This window comes from Luteibacter sp. NPDC104163, assembly GCF_055584245.1.
In genome coordinates, this window is sequence record NZ_JBVJMK010000007.1 from 103,938 (window position 1) to 121,243 (window position 17,306).

The 17,306-nt window shown below is 64.6% G+C and carries 12 protein-coding genes; 5 read left to right on the forward strand and 7 right to left on the reverse strand.

From position 1 onward, the window contains the following. Positions 1-149: 149 nt before the first annotated feature. Positions 150-902 (forward strand): hypothetical protein, encoded by a 753-nt coding sequence (locus tag ACZ6YI_RS10715; protein WP_465778624.1) that lies wholly within the window; start codon positions 150-152, stop codon positions 900-902. Between the two features lie 103 nt (positions 903-1,005). Next, entirely contained in the window at positions 1,006-1,974 is a 969-nt protein-coding gene (locus ACZ6YI_RS10720) for an MASE1 domain-containing protein (RefSeq protein ID WP_465778625.1), read from the forward strand. Positions 1,975-2,019: 45 nt separating this feature from the next. Here ACZ6YI_RS10720 and ACZ6YI_RS10725 read toward each other — a convergent pair whose 3' ends face one another. The 4 genes from ACZ6YI_RS10725 to ACZ6YI_RS10740 form a co-directional block, all read right to left on the reverse strand. After that, positions 2,020-2,181 carry a hypothetical protein gene (locus ACZ6YI_RS10725; protein WP_440328603.1) on the reverse strand — a complete coding sequence of 54 codons (162 nt, stop codon included), beginning with the start codon at positions 2,179-2,181 and terminating at the stop codon, positions 2,020-2,022. A gap of 296 nt (positions 2,182-2,477) precedes the next feature. Then, the gene (locus ACZ6YI_RS10730; RefSeq protein WP_465778626.1) at positions 2,478-3,914 is read right to left on the reverse strand and encodes a S41 family peptidase; all 1,437 of its coding nucleotides are present in this window, start codon (positions 3,912-3,914) and stop codon (positions 2,478-2,480) included. Between the two features lie 157 nt (positions 3,915-4,071). Continuing rightward, positions 4,072-6,396, reverse strand: coding sequence for a YadA family autotransporter adhesin (locus ACZ6YI_RS10735; RefSeq protein ID WP_465778627.1), 2,325 nt, complete (start codon positions 6,394-6,396; stop codon positions 4,072-4,074). Between the two features lie 20 nt (positions 6,397-6,416). Beyond that, positions 6,417-8,303, reverse strand: a complete 1,887-nt coding sequence (locus tag ACZ6YI_RS10740; protein ID WP_465778628.1) for a S8 family peptidase — start codon at positions 8,301-8,303, stop codon at positions 6,417-6,419. 287 nt (positions 8,304-8,590) lie between these two features. Here ACZ6YI_RS10740 and ACZ6YI_RS10745 point away from each other — a divergent pair, with 287 nt between their 5' ends. Beyond that, on the forward strand, positions 8,591-10,369 hold the full coding sequence (locus ACZ6YI_RS10745) for a sensor histidine kinase (protein ID WP_465778629.1): 1,779 nt from the start codon (positions 8,591-8,593) through the stop codon (positions 10,367-10,369). On the opposite strand, the gene ACZ6YI_RS10750 is transcribed toward ACZ6YI_RS10745, so the two are convergent. Beyond that, positions 10,351-11,079, reverse strand: coding sequence for a response regulator transcription factor (locus ACZ6YI_RS10750; RefSeq protein ID WP_465778630.1), 729 nt, complete (start codon positions 11,077-11,079; stop codon positions 10,351-10,353). The two genes, ACZ6YI_RS10745 and ACZ6YI_RS10750, sit on opposite strands and share 19 nt — an antisense overlap. A 501-nt stretch (positions 11,080-11,580) precedes the next feature. On the opposite strand from ACZ6YI_RS10750, the gene ACZ6YI_RS10755 reads away from it, so the two are divergent. Then, positions 11,581-14,397, forward strand: coding sequence for a TonB-dependent receptor plug domain-containing protein (locus ACZ6YI_RS10755; protein ID WP_465778631.1), 2,817 nt, complete (start codon positions 11,581-11,583; stop codon positions 14,395-14,397). Between the two features lie 92 nt (positions 14,398-14,489). On the opposite strand, the gene ACZ6YI_RS10760 is transcribed toward ACZ6YI_RS10755, so the two are convergent. Next, on the reverse strand, positions 14,490-14,708 hold the full coding sequence (locus ACZ6YI_RS10760) for a hypothetical protein (protein ID WP_465778632.1): 219 nt from the start codon (positions 14,706-14,708) through the stop codon (positions 14,490-14,492). Between the two features lie 254 nt (positions 14,709-14,962). Then, complete coding sequence (locus ACZ6YI_RS10765) at positions 14,963-16,057, reverse strand: DUF6351 family protein (protein WP_465778633.1); 1,095 nt, start codon at positions 16,055-16,057, stop codon at positions 14,963-14,965. A gap of 291 nt (positions 16,058-16,348) precedes the next feature. Here ACZ6YI_RS10765 and ACZ6YI_RS10770 point away from each other — a divergent pair, with 291 nt between their 5' ends. Next, positions 16,349-17,305, forward strand: a complete 957-nt coding sequence (locus tag ACZ6YI_RS10770; protein ID WP_465778634.1) for an acyl-CoA desaturase — start codon at positions 16,349-16,351, stop codon at positions 17,303-17,305. Position 17,306: the final 1 nt, after the last annotated feature.

A 17,306-nucleotide genomic window follows, 5' to 3' on the forward strand; every position in this document is an offset into this window, starting at 1 on the left:
CAGGGCCCGCGTACCATCGACATCACACGTCGAAGGTAGCGTTCGGAGGACAAATGGCAGCCGCATATCAGGAGGCGAATTACCTGACACCGCATGACTCGGGGAGCGCGGAAGTTGCACCAGCGCGCGCTCCCTCTAAAGATGCGCGCATGGAAAACCGAGTCAGTAAACTAGAAGAGAATGTTGTCGACCTGCGGCGCCGCGTGGACGACCTCCATGAAGATGTACACGAAATCAAAGGCAGCGTCGTCCGGCTCGAATGCACGGTCGCCAGGATCGATGGAAAGCTGGACGGCATCCTGGCCGCAGTTGACGGCAAGCTCGAAGGGCAGAATGTAGCGATCGACGGGAAGCTGGATGGGCTCCGTGAAGGCTTCGATGGGAAGATCGAGGCCCTGAGCGCCAGTGTCGATGGGAAGATCCAGGCACTAAGCGCCAGCGTCGATGGGAAGATCGAGGCACTAAGCGCCAGCGTCGATGGGAAGATCGAGGCACTAAGCGCCAGCGTCGATGGGAAGATCGAGGCCCTGAGCGCCAGCGTCGATGGGAAGATGCAGGCCCTAAGCGCCAGCGTCGATGGGAAGATCGAGGCACTAAGCACCAGCGTCGATGGGAAGATCGAGGCACTAAGCGCCAGCGTCGATGGGAAGATCGAGGCCCTAAAGATCACCATTGATGCCAAGGTGGAGGTGCTGAACGGAAGGTTCGATGCCTTCGACGTGAAACTGGTCGCTTTGGGCGACACCGTCAAAACAATACCCACGACGGCGAAGTTGACGGCGCTACTCGCAGCATTCCTTGGAACGGTGTTGTTGGCGGGTTTCGGCGTGCTCGAGGTCGTGTTGCGCGCTAAGGGCCATAGTGAGACTGCCGATGTCGTACATGCCCTGGGTGGGTCGTAGGGGGTACAGGGGGGCGGGGGCTTCCCTCGCCCGCCGGCGGCCAAAAAACGTGGCATCATCACCCCCAGACGGACCACGACTACGGCGTTAGGAGTTGGCATCGGTGGAGCGGCGCGCGGGGGGCGGGCGTACTCGGAACACGCCATGGCGATGGGGGCAGCACCTCGCGATCGCGGCTGCCTACGGCGCGTGCTACGAAATCGCCCACCACCTCTCCTTCCCCCAGTGGATGCTGACCTCCGGGCTTCGCCTTGCCGCCCTGCTTCTCCTTCCCACCCGCTACTGGCCTGCCCTCGTCCTGGGCGAAGGCCTGCCCCTGCTGGAAACCGCGGCGCTCAACGTCGCCGACCTGGGCATTCCCTGGGCCATGTCGGCTTCGGTCCCGATGGCGGCGCTCTGGCTGGCGGTCCTGAAGCCCCTGCGGGCGCGCTGGTCGCTTTATGACGAGCGGGGCGACCTGCGGATGCCGCTGATTCTTGCGGCGGCCCTGGGGACTGCCGTCGTGACCTCGGTCGCCACCCTGCTTACGGCGCTATCGGCGATCCTGCAGTCACCGACCGGCGCCTGGCCGGATCCGGATACGGGTCCAGCGGGCTACTTCCTCGCATACATGTTGGGTGCCTATCTTGGCGCGCTGACACTCACCCCGACGATCCTTGCCCTGCGCGAGCGCTTCCGCCGTCTCCCTGGCCATTCGCTTAGCCTTGATGCGGTGTGGCAAAGCCCGTTGTTCCGGGATGCCATGGCCTGGCTGGTTCCGACGCTGTCGCTGCTCGCCTGGGTGGCCGCCACCGCACCGGCAGCTAGTCCGCTCCATGAGACGGCCAGCTTCGCGCTTGTCCTGCCGGTGCTCGGCATGGGCTGGCGGCACGGGTGGCACGGGACGGCTATCGGCGGCATGGCGGCCAGCATCGCGCTCGCCATCGTGGCCTCGGTGGTTTCGCCCGGGCTGCTCGCCGAGGCCGGGACCCTACGCGTCGAGGCCGTGCTCGCCCTGGTCATCTCCGGGAGCCTGCTCATAAGCCATGCCCGGGCCCGGGCACCCGTTGCCGCTTCCGCCAGGCGAATCTGATGCTCCCGGGGGTGGCGCAAGGCCACCCCCGAAAGCGACTTCGGCTTACTTGACCGAGCAAACCAGCGGGTTGCAGGGCAGATCAAGGCTCTGCGGCTGGGTCTTCGGCTGGGCCGAGCCGGCCACCGGCGCGGACGCCGCCACAGCCGAACCACAAGCGACGGCGAACAGGAAACCAACGAGGACGGTCTGATAGATCGTGCGCATGACGAACTCCTTGCTTGGTGTGATAGGAGTCGACAGCGTAGCCGAGGCCTGAGACACATGACCTTGACAAGCGGGGAATTGGCCGGAGATGTGCAGTTTCGGGCTAAGCCGGGCTCGACCGGGGCGCTTAACAGTCCATTCATGTACCCGGCGGTATAGTTATTCCCAAGGTAGCCGAGAGGCACCGGTCCCACGCAATCCGGGCAGTTCCCCTGCTGCCCCTGCATCGATGGACGTACCCCGAGCCCGCGGCCCCCTCCGCGGGCTTTTTATTGCCCGCTCGGGCGGCCGTTCTATCAGTGCAGCGACTTGATCCAGCGCTCCAGCGCCGCCGTGTCGGCCAGGTCGCCGGAGTAGGCATAGCGAGGCACCAAGGGCACGTTGCTTCCCCGCGGCCGTCCTCGATAGACCTTCATGGCGATAGCCAGCGCTGTATATCCACTGGGGAGTGTCGTCTGCCGGACGTCCATGTATGCGGTGTCCGCGCTCGTCTCCTCGCCCACGTGGATCGCTCCAAGGGCGAGGAACAGATCGGCCGCGTCCAGGCATGCCGACGCACATCCACTGTCCGTCACCATGTAGATACGTGCCCTGGTGACCGGCGGCGTCGGCGAGGGTGGCTGGGGTTCGGGAGATTCGACATAAAACGCCTGCCCTGCCTGCATGGCACCTTGCATGCCTGCCATCGTTTTTTCCGCCCAAGCGACGTTCCCGGACTCCCCGGCGTGAGCCTTCCACATATCGCGATACTCCGCGATCTTTGCGATGTTGTCCCGCGAGGCGCGCCAGTCGACGCTCTTCGGCTCCAGGTTCACCGAGTCGGCTGCCTTCTTCCCCCAGAGCGCGGCGGCCAGTTCACTCCCCCAGCGTGAGTCACCCCCGTTGTTGCCACGCAGGTCCAGTACGACGCGTGGTGCCGAGAGAATGTCGCCGCGCTTCGCTTCCACCTCCCTGATCAGCGGCTCAAGCGCCTTCGCCGGTACGTGGTCAAGGTTGCCATCGAAGTCGCTGAGGGCAATCCAGACCGTCCCATCGGGTAACGTGCGAAGGCCGATCGGCTCGGCCTTGCGGCGGTACGCCTGGTCGAGACGCCGCGCGAGCTCATCCTGGTCGATCAGCTTCCACGCGAGGACCACTTCACGTTGCGTGCCATCGACGTCGAAGATGCATCGCGCCGGCCGCCGGATCCAGGGATTACCATAATCCGTAAACAAGCGGCGACCACGCACGATCCGTGAGGCGTGCAGGGTCCACCGGCCGCTCACGGAACCGACGTTGGCAGCGGCGAGGCTCTGCGCGTCCTTGCCATCACATGAGACGAGCCGAGCGCCGATCGGCACGGGCGCATCGTCACTACGCACCACCACCGTCTGCTCATCCTTTGCATTGAACGAAGTAAGGAATCCGGGCCAGCGAGCATCGAGATGCGGCACCCTGGCGCCCTGTGGCGGAAACACGCCGAGGTGTCCGTCGTTGAAGCTCGCGGCATAGGCGGCCATTCCGTAGAAGTAGCCGGCGTAGTTCGTCGTGTGGCCGGCTCGTTCGAGCGCCAGTGCCAGTCCGTGGTCGTTCTTCGCGGCGAAGCCAGGGTTCTCGGGATCGACAGGCCCCGGATGATTACGCGCGATATCGTCATGCATCGCTTTCGCATCGATGCGCAGGCTGGCAGCCCAGTCCTGCGCCGAAGCGACAGGGAGGCTGAGAAGGAGCGATGCCGCGAGCAGGTACCTCATACCAGTTCCCTTGGTGGTGATGCGCCATCCTCGAAAGTCGGGCACCCGCCCGTCAAGGGCCAGATGGCAGTGCACTTGTTTCCATCGATGGACGTAACCCGAGCCCGCGGCTCCCTCCGCGGGCTGTTCATGCGGTCACTTCCCAGGATCGGTTACATCACCAGCTGATACCCGCGCCGACGCCCACCGTGCTTTCCGAACCGGACGAAGAGGCGCCGATGGAGACGCTTGCCCGGTTCTGGCTGAAGGCACGCTGGTAGCCGACTGCCACCGCCGACTGGCCGCCATAGTTACCCGCGCCAACGCCCACGCGATTTTCGCCTGACAGGCCCGACGTATTCATACTCATCTGGGAGAGTGCCGTGCCCATGGCACCGACCCGATCGAGGCGCTGGTTGACCTTGTGGAACTGGTCGTCGACATGGCTGCGGAACATGTCGAAGTCGGAACGGCTGACGCCGTTGTTCATCTTGCTGTCGGTGTAGGCATTGGCTTTTGCCAGCGTCTGCTGGTCACCGTCGTCGGCGTATGACTTCGCCGTGGCCAGCGCCTGGTCCACCTGGCTGACGTTCGCGGCATCGGTCGGGGCGACGCCCGCCGCAACGTTCACGACGCGCCGCTGGGCCGCGGCCGTACCCACGGATACGGTATTGGCCTGGTCCGCCACCGAGCCCGCACCCAGGGCAACGCTGTTCTGCGCCGTCGCGGAAGCACCCTGCCCCACGGCCGTGGCCGAGGCCGCTGTCACCGAGGTATCCGCACCGACCGCCACGGCATTCGTCGCCGCTGCACCCACGGTGGCGTTGCTACCCACGGCGACGCTGCCATCAGCCGCAATGGTCGCATGGTCGCCCACCGCCGTATCGCGCGGATCCTTAGCCACACTGCCGCCGCCCACCGCGAGGCCGTTGCCATCACCCATCGGGACGTTCGTGCCACCGCCTGGCGTGCCGCCGGGCAGGTTCCCGATCTGGTTGCGCAGGTCGGCGATTCCCTGGAGCGCACTCGATAGCACCCCGTCTACGGCGGAGAACGCATCGCCGACGTTGCCGTAAGCCGAACCCTGTATCGCATAGGTCGGCGGAACGAAGCCGCTAAGCCCCATCGACGCGCCACCACCGAAGGCATCCGCAAATGCTGCGTTGATCGCGGAGTCCCCGACGCTCACCTGCCCGATCGCCGCCTGCAACTGCTGCACGTTCACGCCATCTGTTGCGTTCACGCCAGCGGCCATGTTCGTGATCCGGCGCTGGAACTCCGGAATGTGTTCACCGTAGCGATTGGTCAACGTTCCGTCGCTGCCGATCGAAACCACGTTTGCTTCATCGGTCGCCGAGTTGTGGCCCAGCGCAACGCTGTTCGTTGCGTCGGGGGCAACCGACGCAAAATGGCCGAGCGACACGGATTCATCGCCTTTGGCATAGGCAAGGTCACCGATCGCCACGCTGTTCTCGCCATAGGCCCAGGTCGAAGAGCGGTTGTCACCACCGATCGCAATGGAATTGATGCCCGTCGCCGCCGCGTTGTAACCGATCGCCGTATTGTTACCTTCCTGCGCATACGCGTTGTTGCCGAGGGCGATGCTGTAGGCCCCCTCGGCGCGCGCGTGCCCACCGATCGCAGTGGCGCCGTCGTTCAAGGCCATGGCCGCGGCTCCGATGGCGGTGGATTCAAACCCGGTCGCGGTGGTGAGGTCGTATACACCCGGGAAGACCTGGGAGGCACCGCCGATAGCGGTCGAACTCTCGCCACTCGCGCTGGCCGCGGTGCCGATGCTCGTGGCGTAATCCGCGGTCGACATCGCCTCATTGCCAATCGCCACGGTGCCTGCCCCGTAACCGGCGGCAAGCGAGCCGATGGCCATCGCTTCTTCGCCCTGTGCTTGTGCGCTGCCGCCGATTGCCATCGCGAGACTGCCGCTGGCCGTGGTCACCTGGTCCGACAAGGCCGTGCCACCGCTATCCACCGCGGTACCGCCGAACGCGATGGCGCCCGCGTTACCCGCGGTTGCACCCGTACCCATCGCCATCGCATTGGTACCCGACGCTGCGGCACCGTAGCCCACCGCCATCGCGTAATCACCCGCCGTATTGGCGAGCTGGCCCATGGCGAGGCTACCGCTGCCCAATGCGATAGCGCTGGTGCCTATAGCCGTCGAACCGGTGTCGAAGGCGACGGCACCCGCACCCAGTGCGGTGGCGTTGTCGCTGCTGGCGAGCGCGCCGGCACCGACTGCGACGCTGTGGTAGCCGTCCGCGTAGGCGTCGTCACTGCCATCGCTGGCACCGTTCGCCGCGAAGTACCCGCCCGAGGTGATGTCCTGTGCGCTCAGCACGCGATGTGCGGCGTCGATCCGGGGTGCGGTCGCGAGTGGTGCGGACGCATGGGCCATGCCGCAGGCAAGCGCGAGCGCCACGGCCGTGGCGAGTGAACGGCGCACGCTGGCGCCGCGCGGGTGGCGCGATACAGAATTCTGGTTCATGGAAAGCTCCGATCAATGGGTCAGGGGGCGATGAAGCTGGCCTGGATGCTCAGGTTCTGGGCGTCTTTCACACCGAGGACGCGGATGAAGTACGTACCCGCCACAGGTCGGGCCAGCACGATCGATTCCGCGTTGCCCGCGTGCGCCGAGACATAGTCGTAACCCGCATCGGAAGGCCTTGCGCCGACCTTTACCTGCAACGTCACATCGCCTGATCCACCAAACGTGCGTATCACCAGGCTGCGCGCAGCCGCCGGCACTTCCAGCTGGTAGAAACTGCTGGTCCCCGCATAACTCACCATGCCCGTGAGTAGTTCCCCGTTGCCCAGCGCCTGGGTGTAGTTGTCGCCCAGGATCGCAAGTTGTACCGCAGCCGTGGCATCCACGATGCCAGCGCCCGCCGGTGTCATGAGCGGGAACGGTACCTTCGGCCGGTGCGCCGTCTGCTTCAGCGCAGCTGCTACCTGCTGCGGCGCCATGAGCGGCTGGCCAAGGGCAAGGCGCGCACTCTGCATCAACGCCACGGTGCCTGCGACATGCGGCGTCGCCTGGGACGTACCGGCGTAGCCGCCATAGGTCGGCTCCGCCGGTACCGTGTCGCCGCCGTTGATCGCCGAATACACGAAGCCCGTCTGGACAGGATCGCCCGTGGTTCCGTCCCCGGCATACACACCGCCACCCGGCGCGGCGAGGGTCACCACCTTACCGAAGTTCGAATAGAAGGCCAGGCGGCTGCTGATGCCCACCGAGGCAACAGTGATGGCGCCTGGGCAACTCGCGGGCGAGTAGTAGCCTGCATCGTCACCCGAGTTGCCGGCCGCCACGACGACCACCGCCCCACGCGAGTTGGCAGCGGCGATGGCCTGCGCCATTGGATCATCGGGCAGGCACTGTCCCGACCCGCCCAGGCTCATGTTGATGACCTGCGCGGGATGCGTGTTGTCCGGGACGCCATCCACATGGCCGCCGGCGGCCCAGACGATGCCGTCGGCGATGTCGCTGTCATAGCCACCGCAATGCCCGAGTACACGGACCGGGAGCACCTTGGCGTTATGCGCCACGCCGGCCATGCCAAGGTTGTTGTTGGTCAGCTCGGCCACCGTGCCGGCCACGTGCGTGCCATGCCATGAGCTGGGCTCCATCTGGCACTCGTCCGCCCACGGTTCCTCGGTGGTCCAGTCACCGGTATCCCAGCCGCCCGGCGCACGCCCATCATCGGTGCGACCGGAGATGAAGTGATCGGAAATGAAGTCGTAGCCTGCATCGGCGAGCGACGTATCGAGATCGGGATGTTGCGTGATACCCGTATCCACGACGGCGACCGTGATGCCCGTGCCGTCGGCCAGCGACCACGCGCCCGGCACGTTCGCGCCGGCGAAGTTCAGCACGGCATCATCGCCCTCGGGTGCACCGTCCGGCGCGCGCAGGTGCCACTGGTCCTTGAGGTACCAGGTGTCATCCGGCACGACCGGGTCAGCGGCACGCAGGTCTTCGACCGCATGACGCATGCGATCGGGGACGATGGATTTGACGGCGGGATCGGCCGCCATCCGCGCCAGGAATGCGGCGGTTTCACTGGCGTTGAGCTTGCGTGAGAGTTTCAGCACGCGGCCGCCCACCGCTAACCGGCGCAGGTGCGACGCCGTCGGCGCCGCGGCACGCGCGCCACTCGCGCTCGTGAAGCTCATCCTTCCGAGCGCGGCGTTGGCAGCCTGGGCGGCGGCTTGTGCGGTGGCACCCGCACTGGCGCCATCGCGGTACGTGACGATGAAGCGATCGAACGAAGGCTCCGCCGCGGTCGATGCGCCGACCAGGCGAAGCGGATGCAGTGATGGGTGTGCGGCGAAAGTGGGCAGACTCGCGGCAAGGGCAAGTGCGCCGAGCAGGCGCAGGCGTGTGCGATGCATGATCCAGTGGGCTCCCCGAATGGATGTGTTGGCGGTGCGCCGACGCGGTCCTACCTGCCCGTAGTCCCCATGGCCGATCCCCCAACCGGCCCTGCGGCGCGTCTTCGCCCGAGTGCGGCTTGCACTGCAGGCGAGCGTCGACGGTATGACAATCCGATGTCATGATCACGCACCGACACTCTCGAAAACTGTCGAAAGCTCACCACGCGCCCTGACAGTTTTCGTGCGTGATTTGTCCCACGACCTTCTCTATAACCGCCATCCAGACGTCCAAAAGGGAGTGGTTCGTGACAACACGCTTTTTCCGGCCCGTGATCGCATGGCTGCGCAACATCCCGGGTGGCAACGCCACGACGCAGGGCAACGCGGTGGGCGTGCAGCTGGTCCTGTTGATGGTGGGCATCACCCTTCCGCTCATCTGGCCCTACCGCATCGCGGCGCTCACCAATCCGATGAACCAGGCCGACTGGATCGACCTGGCGACTGATACCCTCGTCACACTTTCCGCATGGCTAGGCGTGGCGTCGATCCGCCGTGGCCATGTCGAGCGCGCGACCCGGCTGTTCGTGGTCACGATGCTGCTTTCGCTGGCCGCCGGCTACATAGAGCGGGGGCTGATCAGCTCGATGCTCGACCAGACCTATGTCGTGCTTTCCATCGTCTTGGGCGGGCTGATCCTTGGCCGCGTCGCGCTTTGGTGGCTTTACGCCACGCTGATCGCCCTGTTCGCTGCCGGCGGTGCCGTCGATGTAATGCGTATGGCCGCGCGTGGCGCTGCCCACCCGATCATGGGCGCCGTGAATGTGTTGCCGCTCGCCCTCAGCTACCTCGCGATCACCCTGGTGCTCGATCAATGCGTTTCGGCACTGCGCGGCAGTGTCATGCATGCCGAGGAGCACGGCCAGCGGCTGGCCCAGATCAACCAGGCACTGGAAGAGGAGATCAGGGCGCACCAGCGCTCGCGCGAACAACTCATCCATGCCCAGAAGGTCGAGGCCGTCGGGCGGCTCGCGGGAGGCGTGGCCCACGACTTCAACAACATCCTCAGCGTCATCGAAGGGTACGCCGAGGCGCGGGAAGACACCGACGATCCGGCGGCGCTGCGCTCCGCGCTGTACGGGGTAGCCGCGGCCGCACGCCGCGGGGCGGGTGTCACCCGCAAGCTGCTCAGCTTTGGCCGCAAGGATACGGCGAGGGTCGAGGTGATCGACCTGAAGCGCCACCTGCGTGACGTGAAGCATGTGCTCCGGCAGCTCTTCAGCCACTCGACCATCCTGGCAGTCGAAGTGGCGGAGGAAGCACGCTTCATCCACTTCGATCCCGAGCAGCTTGAGCTCATCATCCTCAATATCGCCGCGAACGCGCGCGACGCCATGCCGCCCCACGGGACCTTCGACATACGGGTGTCACGCACAGCGTCAGGCATGGTGTGCCTTGCGTTCCGCGACAACGGCCATGGCATGAGCGAAGCCGTGCGCGAGTCCGCGCTGGAGCCCTTCTTCACCACGAAGCCGGCGCACGCGGGCAGCGGACTCGGGCTGGCCGTGGTCGGCGACCTGATCCAGGCTTCCGGCGGCGTCGTCCGTATCGAGAGCGACGAAGGCGCGGGTACGACCATCCTCCTCGAACTACCGGCGGCAGTGGCGGCCGGTGGGGCCGAAGGACGCGCCATGCCGATCATCCATACCCTGCTCATCGAGGATGAAGACGTCTTGCGCGAGATGTGGCGCAGGCGCCTGGAAGCCGACGGCTTCCTGGTGGTCGAAGCCGGGCATGCCGCGACGGCCCGCCAGCTGGCCCTCGAACTGGGCCATTCGCTCAACCTCGTGATCAGCGACCTGCGGCTGGGTGATAACGATCCGGCAACCTGGGTGGGCGAACTTCGCGATCTCCTGCCCGACGTACCCATCCTGGCCGTTTCATCGCACTTCCCCCGGGCAGTGAGCGAGGTGAGGGATGTCGCCATCCTCCACAAACCCTGCTCGCCTGATGCGCTGGTCGCCGAGGCCGTGCGCGCGCTCGATGGTCCAGCGGCGGTGGCACGCCGTCAGATGGCGAAGACGTAGCCGCTGCCGCGCACCGCGTTGAGTGGCAAGACCAGCCCGGCCTCCTTCGCGACCTTGCTGCGCAGCCGGTACACCAGCACTTCGATACGGTGGGGATCGAACAATTCATCCCCGCCCAGCGCAGTGATAAGGCTCTCCCGCGGTACCGGCTCGCCCGGCACCTCGAACAGTGCGCGGAGGATGCTGCGCTCGTAAGCCTTTAGCGCCACCGAAGCACCGTTGGGCGCGTACAGGCACCAGCCCTGGCTATCCAGGCGCCAACTGGGGGTCGGCACCGGGCTGCCATGCCCGGGCCGCAGCCTGCGCATGAGGTTGCGCAACGTGGTCGCCAGCTCGTGCATGACCACGGGCTTCGATAGGTAAGCATCCGCGCCGTTGGTGAGGCCACGCAAGCGATCATGCTGGGTGTCCCGGCCAGAGAGGATCACGATGCCGACCGTCGAGCGTTGGCAGAGACGCTCCGTGATCGCGAAACCATCGCCATCCGGCAGGCCCACATCGAGTACGACGATGTCGGGAGTGTCCGAGTCAAGCACGCGCTCCATCTGCTCGGCCGAACCGACCGCCGTCACGCGAAAGCCAAAGTCGCTAAGCGCGGGCACCACGATCGTGTCGCGGTACAACGCATCATCCTCGACCACCACGACATGGGGATCGAGCAACGTATCCGGTGAAGCCCCCTGCCCCCAGGGCGTCTGACGATTCGCCATGGCGCCTCATCACAACGTAAGAAAGTTCGCATTTCTTATCAGGCTTTTGCCGATTTCGCCATCGATGGTCTCTCACAGCGGCTTGTCCGGTCACGGCCCGATTCATCGAACCATTCGTAGGCAAATGAGGCCGCGCGGTGCCGGAGCCGAGATCTTGCGAGCGCCGACAACCAGCTCCCCGGCCCTATGCCCGATTCAAAGCAATCACATAACCATCTGATCTAGATGCGTAATTAAGCAGCCGACGGCCAGATTGTCGGCCAACATGACAAATTTGTCATGCTGATTACGACCCTGTTTATCTTTCATTACGCAAGTTGTTATGCTGTCCCCCGCTCGGCGCGACAAGCTCCGCCGACGCGATGCTGTCCGGGTGCTTAGGGAGCCCCGGGCAGGCTCAAAAATTCAGGGGGGACCTGACATGTATATCCATAGTCGCCAGCTAGCCTGGAGGGGCTTCCCTTGTCCTGAACAAAGTAATTTCTGCACAAGGAAAGCATGTTGAATATCTCGAAGAATCTCCGTCGCTCGGTTCTGGGCGTCGCCATCGCATCGTCGCTCGTAAGCTTCGGCGCGTTCGCGCAGGACACCACGTCCACCGCTGCCAATACCGATGGTAAGAGCGCGCAGAAGCTGGAAGCCGTGACCGTCACCGGCTCCCTCATTCCGATTTCGCAGATCGAAACGGCGACGCCGACGATCACGATCACCGCGGAGCAGATCAAGGCGAAGGGTTTCTCGACGATCGCCGAAGTGCTGCAGTCCTCGTCGTTCGCGACGGGCTCGGTGCAGGGTGCGCAGTTCACCCAGGGCTTTACGCCCGGCGCGCAGTCGCTTTCGATGTTCGGCCTGCCGGTCGGCTTCACCAAGTACCTGATCGACGGCCGCCCGATGGGCAACTTCCCTGCCCTCTACAACGGCAGCGACTCGTTCAACTCGATCTCCGGCATTCCGGCGGATCTCGTCGACCACATCGACATCCTGCCCGGCGGCCAGTCGTCGCTGTACGGTTCGGACGCCATCGCCGGCGTCATCAACATCGTGCTCAAGAAGAAGGTGGATCACCCGACCATCGACTATCGCTACGGCTGGACGTCGGACGGCGGTGGCCAGTCGCATCGCCTCTCGTTCGCCGATAGCTTCCAGTGGGACAAGCTGAATGTGCTGGTCGGCGCGCAGGTCGAAAAGGTCGACCCGATCTGGGCTTCGCAGCGCAACCTGTCCAAGCAGTACTTCACCGGCAACCCGGACAGCCCGGCGGTCGCCGGCCGTGACTTCCTGGTCAACTCGCTGACCCGTAGCAAGAACAGCTACATCTTCGCCGACCCCAACGACTGCGCCAACACGGTTGGCCTGATGCATGGCGGTGAAGGCAAGCAGCAGCGTGCCAGCCAGGCCGAGCCGTACTGCGGTTCGTTCAACAGCCCCGGCTTCCGCACCATGCAGAACAAGTCGAAGAACGCCGACTTCTACACGCATGCGACGTTCGACGCCACGCCGGACACGCAGCTGTACGGCGATTTCCTGTTCCACCACGGCGAACAGCAGTGGACTTCGGGTCCGAGCTACATGTGGTGGGGTTCGCAGAACGACCTCGGCCCGATTTACGACCCGAACCTGGACGATTACATCGCGCTCCAACGTGGCTTCACCGACGAGGAAGTCGGTGGCTACAAGAACATCATGAACAAGCAGAAGGAAAACAGCCTGATGGCTACCCTGGGCGCCAATGGCGTCTGGGACCAGAAGTGGAACTGGGACCTCGGCTTCACGCACAGCGAAGACCACCTGAATACGTCGACCGTGAACCGCCTCGCGGATCCGATGGACAACTTCTTCATCAACAAGGCGCTGGGTCCCGAGCTGGGCCTTGATCCGGACTATCCGTCGTACGCTGTCGATTACGACCAGTTCTACCGCCCGATCACGCAGGCCGATTTCGCCAGCTTCACCACCCGCGATCACACCAAGGCGAAGACCTGGGACAACATGCTCCGCTTCCAGGTGACGAACGGCGAACTGTTCGCACTGCCGGGCGGCGATGCGGGTATCGCCATGGTCGCCGAGGGTGGTAACCAGGGTTGGGCCTACGTCCCGTCGGACAACATGCTGAACGGCAAGGTCTGGGGCTCCTCCGACGTGCAGGGTGCGGGTCACCGCAGCCGCTACGCGCTGACCTCGGAGTTCCGCGCGCCGGTCACGTCGTGGCTGACCCTCGATGTCTCGGGTCGTTACGACGGCTACAAGGTGGCTGAGCAGACCATCGCCCACGGCACCTACAACTTCGGTTTCGAGATTCGCCCTATCGATACCCTGCTGCTCCGCGGCAAGTACGGCACGGCGTTCAAGGCCCCGAACATCTCCGACCAGTTCATGGGTGAATCGGGCTACTACAGCGGCGTAACCGACTACGCGAACTGCGCCCGCCTCGGCTTCGATCCGGCGCATGCGGACAAGTGCGACCGCGCTTACGAGGATGCCCAGTTCAGCGGCAAGCAGTCGGGCAACCCGGCGCTGCAGCCCATCACCGCCAAGGTGTGGAGCTACGGCGTGGTCTGGTCGCCGGTCTCGCGCATGAAGCTCTCGGTCGACTACCTGCACTGGAACATCTCCAACGAAGTCGCCCAGGAAGACGCGGACAAGCTGTCGCGGGATGAGTACCACTGCTACAACGGTGACTACGATCCGACCAGCCCGACCTGCCTCAACGCCTTCTCGAAGATCACCCGTAATCCGCCGACGATCCCGGGCCTCCTGGGCACGATCGATACGATCAGCACGCCGAAGGTCAACGTCTCGAACGAGACGGTAAACGCGATCAACGCCGAATTCAGCTACATGCTGCCGACCGCGCATTTCGGTACGTTCATGTTCGACACGAGCTACAGCAACACGCTGAAGCACGAGTACCAGCCGCTGCCGGGTGACGAATACATCGATTACCTGCGTGCCCCGGACTGGTCGACGGACTTCAAGACCAAGGTCAACGGCTCGATCTCGTGGATCAGCCCGAACGACGTGTGGGGCGGCACGGTGTACTTCAACCGTTACGGTTCCACCCCGAACTGGGCGGCCACGCAGTCAGGGGATTACACGACCGAAGGCGCTGGCAGGCTGAAGCCGTGGGTCACCTACAACGCGTCGGTGAGCTACAAGGGCTTCAAGAACCTCGAGCTGTCGTTCCTCATGAACAACGTGTTCAACAAGATGCCGCCCAAGGATCACTCCTACCTCGGCACCGAAGCGAGCCCGTGGAATGAGCTGAACTACAACATCTACGGCCGCACGATGTACGTGGAAGCGAACTACAAGTTCTGAGTTCCATGAAGTAGAGCGTGTTCTGGATCGGAGGGACAGGGATGTCCCTCAACCATCTGGTAGTTTCACCCTGCTGCGGGGATTCCGGCCACCTAATCTTTGCGGGAAGTCCCAATCCCCCACCGCAACGCGGCGACCTGCACTGCCGGCCCGACACCATCTTCATCGGCAGCCGTTCCGCATAGCGGTACGGCGCTCGAGTCGTCGTCGATCTCGGCGACCCAGGACACCTTGTGGTCGAAGGCGTCGTAGCTCACCTTGGCGCGATGCCGGCGGCCGCGCTCATCGGTGATATGGACCAGCATCTGCATGGCATCTCTCCGGCGGTTCATTACGCGACGGGAGCATGCCTGGCCTGATGGCAAGGACACGACCCAAACGCACATTGACGATGGAAGAGTAGCCGCCCCAGCCGAGGATACTGGGGCGGCCGGCCGCCATGGCTGGGGTGAGGAGCCATGGGACGAGTACAAGGTGGCAGCGTGGCGATCACTGTTTTGTGAGCCAGTACCGGGAATGAAAGCAATCTGCCGATTCGGGCCATTGCTCGGGCAACCGAAGCGAATTACCGCTTGCCAGCGCCGGCCTTATCCACCAGCGTATCGAACGCCGCAGCCGTCTGCTCATCCGTGAACTCGCAGTGGCCGTCACCGGCAGGCGCGAGCACGGTCAACCATTTCTCCTTCCCCGCCGCCTTGATCTGGTCCGGGTACGCGGCATGGAATCGCGTGGGAATCGTCGGGTCGAACGCGTTCCATTGCATCACCAGCGGCACATCGATGTGACCAGTCAGGGTGACGTTCTGCCTGGCGTATGCAAGGGCTGTCGGCGAAGCGCTGTAGCGGTGGACCTTCTGGTTGAACGCGGCGTCATCACCGAAACCTGCGTAAACCTCCTTCCGGTTATCGACAGGCATGCCCCCTGCACGCTTCTCGATCTCGCGGAACGCCATGTAATACAGCCCTAATGCCGGTGCCAGTGTTTCCGGCCTTTCCTCAAGGCGCTTCGCCAGCACGGCGGCCTCTTTCGGATGGGCTTCCAGCGCCTTGGCCAGGTCATCAGGCGAAATGGCCGGCGGAGCGTCGGTCGCGGCAAGGTCAGGAATTACGCCGGGAATCAGCGCATCGAACGCGACGAGCGGTGTCACGACGCCCCGGGACAGGAAGTCCGGAGTGGACATCGTCAGCCCGCACGTGATCATCGCGCCGGTATAGGCGTGCGGGAAACGTTCAATGCTGGCGGCCACAGCCATCCCGCCAAGCGAAAACCCATACACGTAGGTGTGGCCCGGCTGGCCGTATGTGTGAACGAAGTGTTGACGAAGCCGTTCGGTGTCGGCGATGGCATCGCTCACCGCAAAGCCCTGCGATGCGTACTGGCTCTGGGCGACGGCGTATCCCTTCTTGAGGAATACAGGCGTCGAGTCTGCGGGCGCCATGGGCGTCGCAATCTGGGCTCCGACCGGCTGGTAGCCGTGCACCAGCATGACCAGGTCGCCGTTCCAGTCAGCGGGGATGTCGATGCGATAAAGCGCCTTTTGCAGCGTCCCGGTATAGGCCCCAGCGCTGGGCTTCGCGGCTTCGGCAGCGAATGCAGCGGTGGCGCTCCACATGGCCACAGCGAGGAATAATCCGGTGATGCGCGGTGCCTTTCTTTTCATGCGTCGCCTTCCAAAGCGCCCCGCGGGGCCGCAGGGTTTCGCGATCTTAGCCAGCAGAGCGCACAAGCGTCGAGTGGGGACGGCCCCCACGACGTGCCGCCCGCGACCACTCAAATTCGGCCAGCGTTAGGCGCGAGGGCCGGCGTGCCGGTAGAGTCGCCGCGACCGGCCCGCCGGGCATGTCCATGGCTTCGCATCACGGCCGTCGTCGGTATCCCGGTTATCCGGCGGCATGCATCCAATCGGCCGAATTCCACGTAAGTGTTTCAAGGACTGGCATGGAACCTCCCGATGAACCCCATCGCACCACCGTCTTCCGCCGACGTGCCTGCGCGCGCGCATCGCCTGGCCAGCCTGCGGCTGTGGTTCGATGGCCAGGCCACGCCGATCGCGGATGATGACCACCGGATCGATTGGGTGCGTGCGCTGCCGTTCCTGGCGATGCACGTCGCCTGCCTCGGAGTGATCTGGGTCGGCGTGTCGCGCGTCGCGATCGCCGTTGCCGTCCTGCTCTACGCGGTCCGCATGTTCGCGCTGACGGGCTTCTACCACCGCTACTTCTCCCACCGCGCCTTCCGGACCTCCCGCGCCGTCCAGTTCTTCTTTGCCATGGTCGGGGCGGCGTGCGTGCAACGCGGTCCGCTCTGGTGGGCTGCGCACCATCGCCATCACCACATCCATGCCGACACCCCGGAGGATCCCCATTCGCCAAGCGTGCATGGGTTCCTGTGGAGCCACGCCGGCTGGTTCCTGACGCCCGCGGCGTTCGCCACCCGACTCGAACGGCTGCCCGACTTCCGCAACTACCCGGAACTGCGCTGGCTGGACCGCTACGACCTCGCCGTGCCGGTGGCTCTCGCCGCGGCGCTCTACGGCCTGGGCGCCGCGCTGGAGGCATGGCTGCCCGGCTGGGGTACCACGGGCCCGCAGATGCTGGTGTGGGGCTTCTTCATCTCGACCATCGTGCTGTTCCACGCGACGGTGACGATCAACTCCCTCGCCCATCGGTTCGGATCCCAGCGGTTCCGGACCCATGACAACAGCCGCAACAATCCCTGGCTCGCGCTGCTGACGTTCGGCGAAGGCTGGCACAACAACCATCATTTCTTCCCGGGCTCGGCCCGGCAGGGCTTCATGTGGTGGGAAGTCGACCTGACCTGGTACGGGCTCAAGCTGATGCAGGCGATGGGCCTGGTGTGGGACCTCAAACCCGTGCCCGCGTGGGTCCGCGCCAAGGCGAGGAAATAGC